16 protein-coding genes are annotated in these 13697 nt (G+C 69.3%); 9 read left to right on the plus strand and 7 right to left on the minus strand.

Annotated elements, in window-relative coordinates; translation table 11 throughout:
* Positions 1 to 61 precede the first annotated feature (61 nt).
* From ISU07_RS24705 to ISU07_RS24710, 3 genes are all read left to right on the plus strand, one after another.
* On the plus strand, positions 62 to 1048 hold the full coding sequence (locus tag ISU07_RS24705; RefSeq protein ID WP_323742460.1) for an AraC family transcriptional regulator: 987 nt from the start codon (positions 62 to 64) through the stop codon (positions 1046 to 1048).
* 212 nt (positions 1049 to 1260) lie between these two features.
* A complete protein-coding gene (locus ISU07_RS06315) occupies positions 1261 to 1665 on the plus strand; it encodes a nuclear transport factor 2 family protein (RefSeq protein ID WP_194705916.1) in 405 nt (134 codons plus the stop codon).
* A 27-nt stretch (positions 1666 to 1692) separates the two neighbouring features.
* Positions 1693 to 3321, plus strand: a complete 1629-nt coding sequence (locus ISU07_RS24710; RefSeq protein ID WP_194705917.1) for a LuxR C-terminal-related transcriptional regulator — start codon at positions 1693 to 1695, stop codon at positions 3319 to 3321.
* A gap of 117 nt (positions 3322 to 3438) precedes the next feature.
* Here the strand turns inward: ISU07_RS24710 and ISU07_RS06325 are convergent, their stop codons facing one another.
* The 3 genes from ISU07_RS06325 to ISU07_RS06335 are packed head-to-tail and all read right to left on the minus strand — an operon-like array spanning position 3439 to position 4716.
* Complete coding sequence (locus ISU07_RS06325; protein WP_194705918.1) at positions 3439 to 3804, minus strand: DsrE family protein; 366 nt, start codon at positions 3802 to 3804, stop codon at positions 3439 to 3441.
* A gap of 1 nt (position 3805) precedes the next feature.
* Positions 3806 to 4459, minus strand: a complete 654-nt coding sequence (locus ISU07_RS06330) for a nuclear transport factor 2 family protein (RefSeq protein ID WP_194705919.1) — start codon at positions 4457 to 4459, stop codon at positions 3806 to 3808.
* 5 nt (positions 4460 to 4464) lie between these two features.
* Complete coding sequence (locus ISU07_RS06335) at positions 4465 to 4716, minus strand: DUF4242 domain-containing protein (RefSeq protein ID WP_194705920.1); 252 nt, start codon at positions 4714 to 4716, stop codon at positions 4465 to 4467.
* Positions 4717 to 4853: 137 nt separating this feature from the next.
* Between ISU07_RS06335 and ISU07_RS06340 the strand changes: the two genes are divergently transcribed.
* Complete coding sequence (locus tag ISU07_RS06340) at positions 4854 to 6635, plus strand: BTAD domain-containing putative transcriptional regulator (RefSeq protein ID WP_194705921.1); 1782 nt, start codon at positions 4854 to 4856, stop codon at positions 6633 to 6635.
* Between the two features lie 66 nt (positions 6636 to 6701).
* Here ISU07_RS06340 and ISU07_RS06345 read toward each other — a convergent pair whose 3' ends face one another.
* Together ISU07_RS06345 and ISU07_RS06350 are read right to left on the minus strand one after the other, a co-directional pair.
* Complete coding sequence (locus ISU07_RS06345) at positions 6702 to 7076, minus strand: rhodanese-like domain-containing protein (protein ID WP_323742461.1); 375 nt, start codon at positions 7074 to 7076, stop codon at positions 6702 to 6704.
* Between the two features lie 75 nt (positions 7077 to 7151).
* The gene (locus ISU07_RS06350) at positions 7152 to 7814 is read right to left on the minus strand and encodes an ArsR/SmtB family transcription factor (RefSeq protein WP_194705922.1); all 663 of its coding nucleotides are present in this window, start codon (positions 7812 to 7814) and stop codon (positions 7152 to 7154) included.
* Positions 7815 to 7921: 107 nt separating this feature from the next.
* Between ISU07_RS06350 and ISU07_RS06355 the strand changes: the two genes are divergently transcribed.
* Positions 7922 to 8695: a methyltransferase domain-containing protein gene (locus ISU07_RS06355; RefSeq protein ID WP_194705923.1), complete on the plus strand. Its 774-nt coding sequence runs from the start codon at positions 7922 to 7924 to the stop codon at positions 8693 to 8695.
* A 29-nt stretch (positions 8696 to 8724) separates the two neighbouring features.
* A complete protein-coding gene (locus tag ISU07_RS06360) occupies positions 8725 to 9078 on the plus strand; it encodes a cupin domain-containing protein (protein WP_194705924.1) in 354 nt (117 codons plus the stop codon).
* Between the two features lie 12 nt (positions 9079 to 9090).
* Here the strand turns inward: ISU07_RS06360 and ISU07_RS06365 are convergent, their stop codons facing one another.
* A complete protein-coding gene (locus ISU07_RS06365; RefSeq protein ID WP_323742462.1) occupies positions 9091 to 9732 on the minus strand; it encodes a class I SAM-dependent methyltransferase in 642 nt (213 codons plus the stop codon).
* Positions 9733 to 9842: 110 nt separating this feature from the next.
* Here ISU07_RS06365 and ISU07_RS06370 point away from each other — a divergent pair, with 110 nt between their 5' ends.
* Genes ISU07_RS06370 through ISU07_RS06380 form a run of 3 tightly spaced genes read left to right on the plus strand, consistent with a single transcriptional unit; the run spans position 9843 to position 13254 of the window.
* On the plus strand, positions 9843 to 10637 hold the full coding sequence (locus ISU07_RS06370; protein WP_194705926.1) for an SAM-dependent methyltransferase: 795 nt from the start codon (positions 9843 to 9845) through the stop codon (positions 10635 to 10637).
* Positions 10634 to 11995 carry an MBL fold metallo-hydrolase gene (locus tag ISU07_RS06375; protein WP_194705927.1) on the plus strand — a complete coding sequence of 454 codons (1362 nt, stop codon included), beginning with the start codon at positions 10634 to 10636 and terminating at the stop codon, positions 11993 to 11995. The genes ISU07_RS06370 and ISU07_RS06375 overlap by 4 nt, the downstream gene beginning before the upstream one ends.
* Entirely contained in the window at positions 11992 to 13254 is a 1263-nt protein-coding gene (locus tag ISU07_RS06380) for an MFS transporter (RefSeq protein ID WP_323742463.1), read from the plus strand. The genes ISU07_RS06375 and ISU07_RS06380 overlap by 4 nt, the downstream gene beginning before the upstream one ends.
* Before the next feature lie 9 nt (positions 13255 to 13263).
* Here ISU07_RS06380 and ISU07_RS06385 read toward each other — a convergent pair whose 3' ends face one another.
* The gene (locus tag ISU07_RS06385) at positions 13264 to 13695 is read right to left on the minus strand and encodes an SRPBCC family protein (RefSeq protein ID WP_323742464.1); all 432 of its coding nucleotides are present in this window, start codon (positions 13693 to 13695) and stop codon (positions 13264 to 13266) included.
* Positions 13696 to 13697 lie beyond the last annotated feature (2 nt).

Raw genomic sequence — 13697 nt, forward strand, 5'->3', positions numbered from 1 at the left:
ACCCGGTCAGGAATGACCGCGAGACCCAGATGGATGACCGAAATGGCAGGGGGTCGACCCCGTGACCGAAGTCGCCGGGCCCCCGGAGGCGCTCGATCAGGCCCTTGAGCGGCTCCGGCTCGAAGGCGCCCTCTTCATGCGCTGCGAGTTCTCGGAGAGCTGGACCTTCGAGGGAGGGGGCGGGCCGGGCTTCGCCGCGATGATGCACCCGGGGGCGGAGCGTCTCGTACTGTTCCACGTCATCGCCTCGGGGCGGTGCTGGGTGGCGCTCCCGGGCGGCGAGCGCTACTGGGCGAGCGCCGGCGAGGTGATCGTCCTGCCGTACGGCGACGAGTTCACGATGGGCGGCGTCGAGGCGACGACACCGGTCCAGATCGCCAGCATCGTCCCACCGCCGCCGTGGACCGGAATGCCAGTGGTCCGCTATGGCGGTGGCGGGGATCGTACGGACGTCGTGTGTGGATGCCTCTATTCAGAGGACGCCCTGTTCGATCCGGGTCGGGCCGCTTTCCCCCCGGCGTTCGTGGTTCGGCCGGCGGACGGGCCCGCAAGGAGCTGGTTCGACGCGAGCATCGCCTACGCACTGGAAGAGTCGTCGGGCAAGGTGCCGGCTCGCACATCGACAAGGCTCCCCGAGCTACTCGTCACCGAGGCACTCCGGATGCATCTCGCGACGGCCCCCGCGGCGGAGCGCGGCTGGATCGTCGGGCTACGCGATCCCCTGCTGGGACCTGCGATGGCAGCGATCCACGCAGCTCCGGAACGAAGGTGGACAGTTGACGAGCTGGCTGTCCAGGCCGGGGTGTCACGCTCGCGCCTCGACGCTCGCTTCCGCGAGGTTCTCGGGCGTTCGCCGATCCGCTATCTCAACGAATGGCGCATGCACATGGCGCAGGACCTGCTAGCCACCACGGACATCACGGTCGCGGCGATCGCCCGCAGGGTGGGATACGACGCGGAAGAGGCGTTCAGTCGAGCGTTCAAACGCGCGCACGGGCGGTCCCCAGCCTTGTGGCGCACGGCCCGGGCGGGCAGGTCGGCAAGGTAGTGATGTGCCGGACCCTTCGTCTGCCGTGTACATGCTGACGAGCCGGTCGCTGGTGGGTGTGCCGTGAGGTCGACATCTTGTGGTGATCAGTCCAACCTCCGCGCTCGACATCAGTGAAATTGCTGAGGTGTCCCTGCGGGAAGATCGTCAATCCACCCGATGTGGCAGCTGGCTCCGGCTTCCTACCGTCGCTTCAAGAGCACAACCCAGCGATGGAGGACATCATGAGCACCCACCCGAATGTTGCGGTCATCGACCGGATGACCCAGGCGATCGTGGAGAACGACCGAGAGACGCTGAGCCGTATCTTCACCGACGACATGGTCTTTCACGGCCGTGGTCCGATTCCGTTCGCAGGCGACCACGATGGAGTCGACGGCTTGCTGGCGGCTCTTGGCACCGTCTTCGCTCTGACCGACGGGGATGTGAAGCTCGAGCAGCTGTCCTGCCTGGCTGACGACGAATGGGGGGCGGAGTGGGAGCACGCCGTCTTTGGCCGCAACGGGCGGACGTTGGAGATGAACGACTCCTTCGTCTACCGGTTCGACGACGGTCGAATCCGCGAGATGTGGTTCATCGCGGCCGGACCAGCCGAGGCTGCGTCGTTCTGGGCATAGACGTCGTACTCGCGCGAGACTGAAGCCGTGGGCGACGGAATCGGACGCGCACGCGACGCGTTCGACAAGCAGGCCTGGCGGCGGGCATACGACGAGTTGTCCGCGGCCGCGGTCGTCGAGCCGCTCGAGGTCGAGGATCTCGAGCGACTCGCGTCCGCGGCGTACCTCGCCGGACTCAGCGACGAGAGCCGGTCCGCGTGGATCAGCGCGCACGAGAAGTGTGCCCACGTCGGCGACGTTGCACGTGCGGTCCGGTGCGCCTTCTGGCTGGCTTTCGGGCTGTTGAACGCCGGCGACCTGGCGCGCGGCGGCGGTTGGGTCGACCGCGCCCAGCGGCTCCTGGACGACCGCAAGATCGACTCCGTCGAACGCGGTTACCTGCGCTACGCGGCCGCGCTGCGTGCGGCGTTCTCCGGCGACGTGAGAGCCGGGCACGAGGGGTTTCACGCGGCGGCGGAGATCGGCGTCCTCTTCCACGACCCCGAACTGGCTGCGCTGGCACGGATCGGCGAAGGCAGGTGCCTGATCTGGCTCGACCGAGTGGACGAGGGGGTCGCCCTGCTCGACGAGGGGATGGTCGCCATCGAGGCCAACGACGTCTCGGCGATCGCGATCGGCGATGCCTACTGCACCGCGATCGAGGGCTGCACCGAACTGTTCGATGTCCGCCGCGCCCACACGTGGACTGCCGCGCTGAGCCGCTGGGTCGACGGCCAGCCAGAGCTCATGCTGTACCGAGGTCAGTGCCTGATCCATCGCGCGGAGATGCTGCACCTTCGCGGCGACTGGGACGCCGCCGCCGACCAGATCGAGGAGGCTTACCGCCGCCTGGCCGACCCGGTGGGGCAACGGTCGCGGGGCGCCGCAGCCTACCTGAAGGGTGACCTGCACCGGCTCCGTGGCCAGGATCGCGCCGCGGAGGCCCAGTTCCAACTGGCCAGCGAGCTCGGCCGCGACCCGCAGCCGGGGCTGGCGCTGCTGCGCTTGGCCACGGGAAAGGTCGACGCGGCCGCCGCCTCCATCCGGAGGGCCTATCAGGAGGCTGGTGACCCCATGTCACGCGCGCGACTGGCTGCCGGCTACGTCGAGATCACCCTCGCCAGCGGTGATGTCGCCGCCGCGCGATCTGCCGCTGACGAGCTCGGCACGGTGGCCAGCATGCTCGGACGGCCTCTGCCGACCGTGCTGCACTTGCAGCTCCTGGGTGCCGTGCTGCTGGCGGAGGATCAGCCCGAACCCGCACTGTCCGCGCTACGGCGAGCGCTGGCCGGCTGGCGCGACCTGGACGCGGTCTACGAGGCGGCCCGCACGCGGATGCTGATCGCTGCCGCCTGCCGAGCGATGGGCGACGACGACAGTGCCGAGATGGAGCTCGCCGGTGCGATCCCGGTCTTTGATCGCCTCAACGCGGTCCGCGACGCAGCCGCTGCCCGGGCCGGGCTGCACCTCGCAGCCCCGCCGTCCAGCGGTCTGACCAGCCGCGAGGAAGAGGTCCTCGCCCAGATCGCCAAGGGGCTCACCAACCGTCAGATCGCCGAGCGTCTCGTCGTCAGCGAGAAGACCGTGGCCACCCACGTCGGCCACATCCTCACCAAGCTGGGACTGCCCAGCCGCGCCGCAGCCACCGCCTACGCGTACGAACACGATCTGCACTGAACCGGGTCCAGATCGTCGCCGGCTCAGCGGACTTTCGGCATCGTGGTCGCAGTGCGATGACATGTACGGCGCGCACACCGGTGGTCGGCCCGCCCGCGACCACCGGACCTGAGCCGGTCAGGCGAACGCCACCGTCTTCGCGCCGGCCACCACTTCCTCGACGACCTTGGCGGCCCCGACGATGGTGGAGCCCTTCACCAGTTGATCCTCGGCGATCCCGCGGGGCTTGGCGCAGGCGCCGCACAGCCAGACCTGACCGCCGTTGTCGATGAACTCGGCGTACAGGTCGGCCAGGGCGGGCAGACCGGGCTGGGCGATGCCGTCAGTCCCGCCGTGCGTCCCGAGCCACACCGCCTCGATGGTGCACAGCACGATCGCCTCTTGTCCCGCGGCTGCCGCGATGTTGGCGGCGACGAACGGGAGCGTGGCCCGCTCGGGGTGTTCCTTGCCGTAGGTGCAGTTGAAGATCAGCTTGTCGCTCATCTCAACGTCTCCTTTCCACACTCACCAGGAGGCGCCCGTCGGGGGTCGCCTCGATCGAACGAACGGCGTGACCCATCAGGCGAGCCAGGGAGGGTAGGTCCTCCTTCGCGGCCGGGTCACTGGTGCTCACCACGAGCACGTGGCCGACCGGGATGCTGCCGATGTTGTCGCGGAAGGCTCCCGCAAGTCCGTCGGCGCATCCGAGGTCACCTGCGTCGTACTCGTGCGCCTGCCCTGACTCCTCCGAGGCGATCCTCCGGAAGCCCGAGCAGAGCAGATCGATGGACGTGATCCGACCGTCATCAGCGAGGTCGAGCATCACGTGCTGTTCGATCAGATGCCCGCCACCAGGTCGGTGGACCCGGAGACGGTAGGTCACCGCGACCCGGCCGCCGACCTCGGCACTGGTCGAAGCCAGCACCTCGATCTCGTCGGCATCCGCGAACCAGCTGGTGATCCGGTCGACGGCGGCGCCGGCCCCAGAGTCGGCCGTCGGACCGCTCGGCAGCAGCATCCGGAACCGCAGCTCGTCGGCCAGCAGCGAACGCAGGGAGTCGATGTCCCTTGTGGTCACCGCTGTGACGAACGCGGCACCGACGTCGCGGGACGGCGTCGAGGACGCCGGAGCAGGGTCGGGGGCACGGAGCGTGAGCATGGCCGTCACCCCTGGACGACCGGATAGATCTCGTCGGCGACCAGCCCGTGCGCCTCACGGTGGACCGCATGCGCGGCATCCGCGGTCGGGGCCGAGACCAGGCAGAACACCTTTCCGGCGTCGGCGTCGACCCAGTAGTGCAGGTACTGCACGTCGTACCGCTGCTGGACCTCGAGGTCGGCTGCGTGTGCTCCCACCAGGTCCGCCGCGGTGGTGCCCTCGGGGAGAGTGTTGTGCACGTCCATGTACAGCGACATCCCTGACTCCCTTCGTCTCGAGCTCTTCTCCTGCGGGTCGAGCTCGTTGTTGCCCTCACGCTAGGAAGTGGGGCGTTCCGCAACCGTTCCGCGAAGCGGGCTGTTCTGAGTCACGGCAGGCCGTACGATTTCGAGCAATGAAGGTGGCCTCGGTTCAGCTCCTCGGCCGGTTCGCGGTCACCGTCGACGGTGCCTCGATCTCCGGCGACGCCTGGCGGAGCCGGCGGGCGGCCGACGTGGTGAAGCTGCTCGCGCTGACGCCGGACCACCGGATGCACCGCGGCCAGGTCATCGATGCGCTGTGGCCCGAGAGCGACTCCCAGGCCGGAGGTACCAACCTCCGCAAGGCGCTGCACTTCGCACGGCTCGCACTCGGCGACAACGACGCCATCGTCACCCAGGGGGAGGTGCTCGTCCTGGGGCCCGGCGCGACCGTGGACACCGACGTCGAGGGGTTTGAGTCTGCGGCACGAAGCGCTCTGGCAGCCCACGATGCCGCCGCCTGCCGCGCGGCATCGCACCTGTGGGTGGGCGAGCTCCTCCCTGACGACCGCTACGAGTCGTGGCTGGCCGAGCCACGGGCACGCCTGCATCGACGGTACGTCGACCTGCTTCAGGAAGGCGGACTGTGGGAGCAGCTGGCCGAGGAGGACCCCACCCACGAGCAGGCGGCTCGCGCGCTGATGCGTGCCCACCTCGATTCCGGGGAACGACGGGAGGCGATCCGCCGGTTCGAACGGCTCCGCGAGGCGCTCCACGAGCAGCTCGGCGTCGGCCCCGATCGATCCACGATCGCGCTCTACGAGGACGTGCTGGCCGCCGAGGGAGCCCCGAAGCCCTCCGAGGCCGAGCGGGCGCACGCCTTGCTCGCCTGGGCCTTGGTGCACATGAACCGCAACGAGATCGCCGAGGCCGAGCGGGCCGCTGAGGAGGCCCGCACGATCGCGCTCGACGGCGGCCTGGGTCGCGAGCTCGGAGAGGCAGCGGTCATCCTGGCCAAGGTCGCCATGGCCCAGGGTCGTTGGCGCGAGCGGTTCGCCGAAGAGCTCGTCGAGTCGATGCGGCTGCGCGCCAACATGGAACCGATCGTCTACGACGCACACTTGTGTCTCGCCGAGTACTACCTCGCCGGGCCCGAGGGCTACGACATCGCCGCGGACTTCGCGCGCCAGATGATGCAGATCGCCGACGAGGTCGGCTCGCCGACCGGTGCGGCGTTGGCCACCCTCATGCTGGGAGAGGCCGAGTTGCTCGCCGGCAACCTGCCCGAGGCCGAGGACCACCTCAAGGCGGCCGCGGAGGCCAACGACCTCCAGGGGTGCATCTCGGGCTCGGCGCTGGCCCGCCAAAGGCTCGCCGAAGCCGCGGTCATCCATGGCCGGAAGTTCGACGCCAACCGGCTCTTGGACAGGGCGCGGTCCCTCGCGCACCGTTCGGACCTGGCGCCTCATCTGCTGGTGCGCATCTTCGGCACGAAGATCCAGGCGGCCGACGCCCACACGACAATGACGGTCCTGAGGACGGCCGAGCAGGAACTGAGCCAGATGCGCTCCTGCGAGCCCTGCTCGATGGGCTACCTGACCAGTGCCGCCACCGCCAGCTCCCGGGCGGGCCAGCTGGTCCAGGCCCGGAGATTCCTCGCTGAGGCCGAACGTATCGCCGGGATGTGGCAAGGAGGACTGTGGACCGGTGCGGTCTGGGAAGCACGCGGCGCTCTCCGCCAAGCAGAGGGCGAGACCGAGCAAGCCCGGGCCATGTTCCGCGAAGCGGCTGCCGCATTCGCCCGCGCCGGCAACCAAGCCGACGCGGCCCGGTGCCAGGACGCCGCTGGCGCCCTCCTCGACGGGGGCCGGGGTTCCGAGGGGCGCGCGAGAGCGGCGCCGGAGGCGAGCGCCGACGGCGCGCCTCTGTCGGGGTGAGCCGTCGCCAAGCCCACCCCCAACCGCTCGAGCCACGAAGGGCGATTCACCCGTGGCCGCCGGGCCTCACGACTGGATCGAGCGCCAGGCCTGGAATCCCCCGACCAGGTCCGTGGCCGAACGCAGTCCGAGCTCTTGAAGGGTCGCGGCGGCAAGACTCGAGCTGTAGCCCTCGTTGCAGACGATGATGAACCGGGTGTTGGCATCGGTCGCGATGGGCAACCGGTGCGGGGAGGTCGGGTCCAGCCGCCATTCGAGGACGTTGCGGTCGACCACGATGGCGCCAGGCAACTCACCGTCGCGCCGCCGTTGCTCGATCGGGCGGGTGTCGATGAGGATCGCGCCGGCGGCCAGCTCCTCGGCGAGGCCTTCGGGCCGCACTCGGTCCAGCCCGCTGCGGGCCCTGGCCAGCAGCACGTCGATCGCCGGCAGATCTGACACGGAGCGTGCCTCCTCGTTTGGATCCTAGGAGGTTCGACCGTTGATGCGAATGTTGTTCGTTGTGGGTACGCGCCCCTAGCCGCGGGCGACCGGGAGACGGGCCGCGGCCCACTCGGGGAAGCCGTCCTCGAGCCGCGCCGCGGTCACGCCCTTCCGCTGGAGCATCCGGACGGCCTCGTCGGCGTAGACGCAGTACGGCCCGCGGCAGTACGCCACCACGTCGGCACCGTCGGGGATGTGGCCGAGCCGGGACTTCAGGTCGGCGATCGGGATGGACACCGCGCCGCGGATGTGGCCGGCGGCGTACTCGGCCTCGGGGCGGACGTCCAGCACGACCACGTCGCCGTCCCGCAGCCGCGCCCGGAGGTCGTCGCGGGTGATGGTGCGCAGCCTGCTGCGGTCTCCGAGGTAGTCGGCAGCCAGCTGTTCGAGACCCGAGACGTGCTCCTGTGCCGCTTGTCGCATGGTCCGCCACAGGTCACCAACGACGGGGCTGGAGAGCGAGTAGTAGATCCGGGTGCCCTCCCGACGCGCCTCGACCAGTCCGGAGCGCAGCAGGCGCTGTAGGTGCTGGGACGTGTTGGCGAAGCTCTGGTCGATCTCTTCCGCCAGCTCCTCCACCGAGCGCTCGCCCTGGGCGAGCACGTCGACCAGCTCTGCCCGGCGCCCGTTGGCCAGCGCCTTGGCCGACTCGGCCAGCGCGTCGTACAGCGCGGCCTTGGCTGCATGGTCCGACATCGCGTCACCTCCTCCCAACAGTATTCAAGATTTCTCTTGACAAAGCGAGTCTCTCAGGAGTCTTATTCAAGCGAACTATTGAATTTCATCCCGAGAGGTGCCCTGCCATGACGATCCTGGTGAACACCGAGGAGCTCGAGGCCAAGGTCAAGGACATGTACCGGCACGTGGCCCAGCAGCCACAGGACCGGTTCCACTTCGAGCTCGGCGCACCGGTCGCGCTCCGCGCCGGGTACGACGCCGACCGACTCGCCGACGTACCCGCCGGAGCGGTGGAGTCCTTCGCAGGGGTGGGCCACTTCTTCGACCTGGCCGACCTGCAGGCCGGCGAGACCGTGGTCGACCTCGGCAGCGGCTCCGGGATGGACGCCTTCTACGCGGCCGGCCTTGTCGGTCCCACCGGCCACGTGTACGGAGTCGACTTCACCCAGGAGCAGCTCGACAAGGCCCGTCGGCTCGCCACCGAGGCGGGTCTTGAACAAGTCGAGTTCCGCGAGGCCCGCATCGAGACGCTGCCACTGCCAGATGCAGTCGTCGACTGTGTGATCTCCAACGGCGTGATCAACCTGTGCCCGGACAAGAACGCGGTGTTCGCCGAAGCAGCACGCGTCCTCAAGCCCGGCGGACGCCTGGCGATCGCCGACATCATCAGCGAGCAGCCGCTCACGGACGCCATCGTCTGCAACGCCGACCTGTGGGCCTCCTGCATCGGCGGGGCCGCCCAGCAGGAGCTCTACCTCCAGGCCATCGAGTCCGCCGGCTTCACCATCGCCGCACACCGCCTCAACCCGTACGAGTTCATCTCCGACCAGGCGCGCAACGCCAGCGCGAAGTACGGCGTCAAGAGCATCTCCCTGCTGGCCATCAAGACCGAACGCTAGGAATCACTGGAGAAAGAGAGGGCAGCACCATGTCAGAGAAGCTGAACATCGAGACCCCGCACGAACGGCGGCCCTTCAAGGCCCACGGTCACATGGACGTGGTCACCCTCGGTGACTTCACCCTCGGCCGCGGCGTCTTCGAGCCAGGCTGGCGCTGGTCCAACGATGTCAAGCCGATCGCCGGCACCGACTCCTGCCAGACCCACCACACCGGGATCTGCACCTCCGGCCAGATGACGATCGCGTTCGAGGACGGCAACGAGATCACCGTCGGCCCCGGCGACGTCGTGGACCTGGAGCCCGGCCACGACGCCTGGACCGTCGGCGACGAACCCTGCGTCATCCTCGACACGGGCATCAAGGCCTACGCCAAACCCGCCTGACCGCGACGTCGTTCACCGTTCGAAGCCGACGACGCACCAGCCCAACCCGCGCCATCGATAGGCATCGCGCAGCCCAGATCCGACCGCGACGTTCAGCATCGCCGCCGGCGGATGTACGAAGGCCCGGAAGGTGTCGCCCTTGATCCTGCGGAGACTGTTGTCCACCCAGAACACCGCACGGGTGACGAGGTTGTCGGGTGGGTGGCTGAACACCAGCAGACGGCCCGTCTTGCTGGCCGCAGCGGTGAGCAGACGCTCATAGTCCGGGTAGCAGCAGACGACCCGGTGGAGCACGACCACGTCGGCGCGCTCGACCTCGGCGGGGTCCTGGGCGATGTCCAGGAACCGGCGCTCCACGCGCGCCGCCATACCGGTGCGTTCGAGCAGCTCCGCCGCCTCGGTCTCGTAGCTGTTGGAGATCTCCAGGTTGGTCGCCGTGGCTGCTCCCTGACGAAGCAGCTCGACGTGGAGCTCACCGACCCCTCCCCCGATCTCGAGGACACGCGCGCCCTCGAGACCGCGATCGGTGAGGAACGAGACGATGGCTTGGGCGGACCGGCTCAGCCCCCGGCGTCGATAACGACGCGCCATCCTGCGAGCGAAGTGCTTGCTGAACGTCTCGTCGTACCCGCCCGGTTCGCAGCAGTCGCCCACGCCCCGAGTATGCGACCTGGCGCCACGCATATTCAAGAGATTGCTTGACAAGCAATGCTGGAGGCGGACAGTATTCAAGGGTTCTCTTGAACTTAGCGGAGGTGGCCACGATGGCGACGTTGACCAGCGAACAGGTGCGAGGGCTGGATCCCTACGCATTCCTGGCAGTCCTGGGCAAGCGAGTCATCCATCCCGGAGGCCGGGCATCGACCGACCGATTGCTCGAGCTCGCCGCCGTAAGGCCGGGCGAGCGGGTGCTGGACATCGGCTGCGGGGTCGGCACCACGGCGATCCGGCTCGCGCGGGAGTACGGGGCGCAAGTGGTTGCTGCAGACATCGCGCCGCTGATGCGTGAGCGTGCGACCGCGAACGTCTCGGCCGCCGGGGCGGCGGATCGCGTGAGTGTCGAGGACGCCGACATCAGGTCGCTGCCCTATCCCGACGCCCACTTCGACGCGGTGATCGCCGAGGCGGTCACCATGTTCGTCGGCCGCCGCCGGGCGGCCGCCGAGCTCGCTCGGGTCACCCGCCCGGGAGGACGGGTGCTGGCCACTGAGTTCTGCTGGCGCGAACCACCCACGAAGGAGGCGAAGGAGGTCTTCCTGGGCCAGGTCTGCCCCGGGATGCGGTTCGACACCATCGAGGAGTGGACCGGGATCTACGGCGGAGCAGGACTGGTCGACATCGAGACCGAGTCCGGCCCGTTCGAGATGATGACCGCCCGCGGCTTCCTGGCCGACGAACGTGGTCACGCACCGGCGGTGATGGCCCGCGCGATCAGCCGGCCGGCGTACGTTCGCAAGATGGCCTGGCTGATGCCGCGGATGTCGCGGGCGATCCCCTTCCTCGGGTACGTGCTCGTCAGCGCCCGCAAGCCCGCCGCTGCGGGCGTGGAGGGCCCGTGAGCTTTCCCGAGCCCGTCACGCTCGTGGACAAGGGCCTGGGCAACACCTCCTATCTGGTCGACCTCGGCGACGGCCGCGCGCTGGCGGTGGACCCCTGCCGTGACCTGCGCGCGATGCGCGATGCGCTCTCAGCCCGCGGGCTGCGGGTGGCGTTCGGCGCCGACACGCATCTCCATGCCGACTTCCTCTCCGGAGCCCGCCAGCTCGCGTCGACGGACTCTGCGTCGGTGCTTGCTTCCGCCGCCGGGGACCGCAAGTTCGACCACACCGGACTGCGCGACGGTGACGAGATCGATCTCGGCGGACTGCGGCTGCGCGCCCTGGGCACGCCGGGGCACACCGACGAGCACCTGTCCTATCTCCTGCTCGACGGCGACCGGCCGGTCGGGGTCTTCACCGGAGGGTCCCTCTTGGTCGGCGCCGTCGCTCGCACCGACCTGGTCGACCCGGCCCGCACCGAGGAGCTGGCGCGCGCCCAGTACCGGTCGGTACGACGGCTGCTGGAGCTGCCCGACGAGGTCGCCGTCTGGCCGACGCACGGCGCGGGCTCGTTCTGCTCTGCCCCGGCCGGGGCTGAGCGGACCAGCACCATCGGCGCCGAGCGCGCGGGTAACCCCGTGATGCGGGCTCGCGACGAGGACGCCTTCGTCACCGAGCTGATCGACAGCCTGGGGACCTACCCCCCGTACTTCCACCGATTGGGCGAGGCCAACCGGCGCGGACCCGCCCTACTCCCCCGCAAGCTCCATATCCCGGCGATGACACCGCCCGCGGTCGCGGCCGTGCAGGCTGCCGGTGCGACCATCCTCGATGTCAGGCCCGTCCCCTCGTTCGCCGCCGCGCACCCCACCGGGGCGCTGTCGATTCCGCTGCGGCCGGCCTTCGTCAGCTGGCTGGGCTGGCTGGCCGCCCACGATCGCCCGATCGTCGTCGTGCGCGAACCGGACCAAGACCTCGACGAGGTGCTGTGGCAGGCCGCCAAGATCGGCTACGAGAACATCGTCGGAGAGCTCGCCGGCGGCATCGACGCCTGGACCGCGGCCTCGCTGCCCAGCATCTCTATGGCCCTGACCGAGGCCAGTCCCAATCCTGGGATCCGCGTGCTCGACATCAGGCAACGGGCCGAGTATCAGGCCGGGCATGTCCCAGGCGCGGTGCACATCGAGCTCGGCGACATCGCGGAGGCCGCCGACCGGCTCGCTGACGCGCCCACAGTGGTGATGTGCGGCCACGGGGAGCGCGCCATGGGCGCCGCAAGCATCCTCGCCGGACACGGGCTGACGCAGGTCAGCGTCCTGGACGGCGGCCCCGAAGAGTGGGCCGAGGCCAACGGCCAGCGGCTGGAATCCGGCCCGTGAAGCCGACCGAGAGAGTCACCGCCCCGGTCCTGGGGCTGCGCGCGAACGCCGCCCAGTTCACGCTCCTGGTCGCGGTCAACGCGTTGGTGGGCGGGATGCTCGGCCAGGAACGTACTGTCCTGCCGCTGCTGGCCACCGACGTGTTCGGCTTGGACTCCTACACCGCGGCGCTGACCTACATCCTCGCCTTCGGCCTGGCCAAGGCGTTCACCAACTACCTGGCCGGTACCTGGTCGGAGCGTTACGGCCGCAAGCCGGTCCTGGTCGCGGGCTGGTTGGTCGCGGTGCCCGTCCCGATGCTGCTCATCTGGGCACCCGACTGGTGGATCGTGGTTGGTGCCAACGTCCTGCTCGGGATCAGCCAGGGGCTGACCTGGTCCACCACGGTCATCATGAAGATCGACCTCGTCGGCCCCAGCCGCCGGGGCCTTGCCATGGGTCTCAACGAGTCCGCAGGCTATCTCGCCCTCGCTGTCACCGCATTGATCACCGGCGAGATCGCCGCCAACGCCGGCCTGCGCCCCGAACCCTTCCTGGTCGGGATCGCCTACGCCGCCCTCGGCCTGGGTCTCTCCACGCTCGCCGTCCGCGAGACGCGCGGACATGCCGACCACGAAGCCTCCACGCAGGCCCAAACGGGTGATCAGCCGAGTGACCTGACCGACCGGCAGGTGTTCACGCAGACCAGCTTTCGCGAGCCGGCACTCTCCTCAGCGAGCCAGGCCGGGCTGGTCAACAACCTCAACGACGGCCTGGCCTGGGGGCTCTTCCCTGTCCTGTTCATCTCCGCCGGCCTCAGCCTCGGCCCGACTGGCCTCCTCGTCGCGCTCTACCCCGCCGTCTGGGGTCTCGGGCAGCTCGCCAGCGGCGCCCTGTCCGACCGGTGGGGGCGCAAGCACCTGATCACTGCCGGGATGCTTGTCCAGGCCGCCGCGCTTGCCGCCATTGCCGCCACCGACACCCTCACCGCCTGGGCTCTCGCCTCGATCGCCCTCGGCGCAGGCACCGCCATGGTCTACCCCACCCTGCTCGCCTCCATCGGCGACGTCGCCCATCCCTCCTGGCGCGCAAGAGCCGTCGGCGTCTACCGACTCTGGCGTGACCTCGGGTTCGCCGTCGGCGCCCTCCTCACCGGAGTCCTCGCAGATGCCTTCGGGATTCGTGAAGCCATCTGGGCCATCGCTGGGCTCACCGCTGGCTCCGGGCTACTGGTCGCGGTGCGCATGTATGAAACCCACCCGCGCCAAGGCAGGCAGTAATACGAGCGATCAGGCAGCGACGGCGTCGACGTACCGCTGCAGGTAGAGGGGCCAGCCGCCCTGCTCAGCCACGCCTTCGCGAACGGACTCCCAGCCCTCGCCATGGCGTTCGAGGTGGCGGTGCTCCAGCTCGACGCGCGTGCGGTTCGGCCCCTCGGGGATGAAGGTGACCTCAACTTCGCTCGCCTGGGAGGGGTCGGTCTCGAGCTGCCAGGTCGGTGAGATGTCCCAGCTGATCACGAAGCGCCGCGGTGGATCGAAGGCCAGCACCCGCGCCCAGCGGCATATGGAGCCGTTCTCGCCGCGGTCGTAGACATGTCCGCCGACCTGCGTCTCGAACACGGTCTCCGCGATCGGTTCGGGAGCGAGCAGGTTGTGCTCGCGGGGCTTGATCTGGTCGAAGTGCTCCGTGAACACCCGGAAGGCGCGCTCGGCGGACACCT

The organism is Nocardioides islandensis (genome assembly GCF_015352455.1).
In the GTDB taxonomy this organism is placed as follows: Bacteria; Actinomycetota; Actinomycetes; order Propionibacteriales; family Nocardioidaceae; genus Nocardioides; species Nocardioides islandensis.

Excerpts from the sequence above, each read along its gene's own strand:
- ISU07_RS06330 (WP_194705919.1), bottom strand. The coding sequence starts at position 4,459 with ATGCTCACGCTCCGTGCCCCCGACCCTGCTCCGGCGTCCTCGACGCCG.
- ISU07_RS06355 (WP_194705923.1), top strand. The coding sequence starts at position 7,922 with ATGACGATCCTGGTGAACACCGAGGAGCTCGAGGCCAAGGTCAAGGAC.
- ISU07_RS06370 (WP_194705926.1), top strand. The coding sequence starts at position 9,843 with ATGGCGACGTTGACCAGCGAACAGGTGCGAGGGCTGGATCCCTACGCA.
- ISU07_RS06335 (WP_194705920.1), bottom strand. The coding sequence starts at position 4,716 with ATGTCGCTGTACATGGACGTGCACAACACTCTCCCCGAGGGCACCACC.
- ISU07_RS06315 (WP_194705916.1), top strand. The coding sequence starts at position 1,261 with ATGGAGGACATCATGAGCACCCACCCGAATGTTGCGGTCATCGACCGG.
- ISU07_RS06350 (WP_194705922.1), bottom strand. The coding sequence starts at position 7,814 with ATGTCGGACCATGCAGCCAAGGCCGCGCTGTACGACGCGCTGGCCGAG.
- ISU07_RS06340 (WP_194705921.1), top strand. The coding sequence starts at position 4,854 with ATGAAGGTGGCCTCGGTTCAGCTCCTCGGCCGGTTCGCGGTCACCGTC.
- ISU07_RS06360 (WP_194705924.1), top strand. The coding sequence starts at position 8,725 with ATGTCAGAGAAGCTGAACATCGAGACCCCGCACGAACGGCGGCCCTTC.
- ISU07_RS06325 (WP_194705918.1), bottom strand. The coding sequence starts at position 3,804 with ATGAGCGACAAGCTGATCTTCAACTGCACCTACGGCAAGGAACACCCC.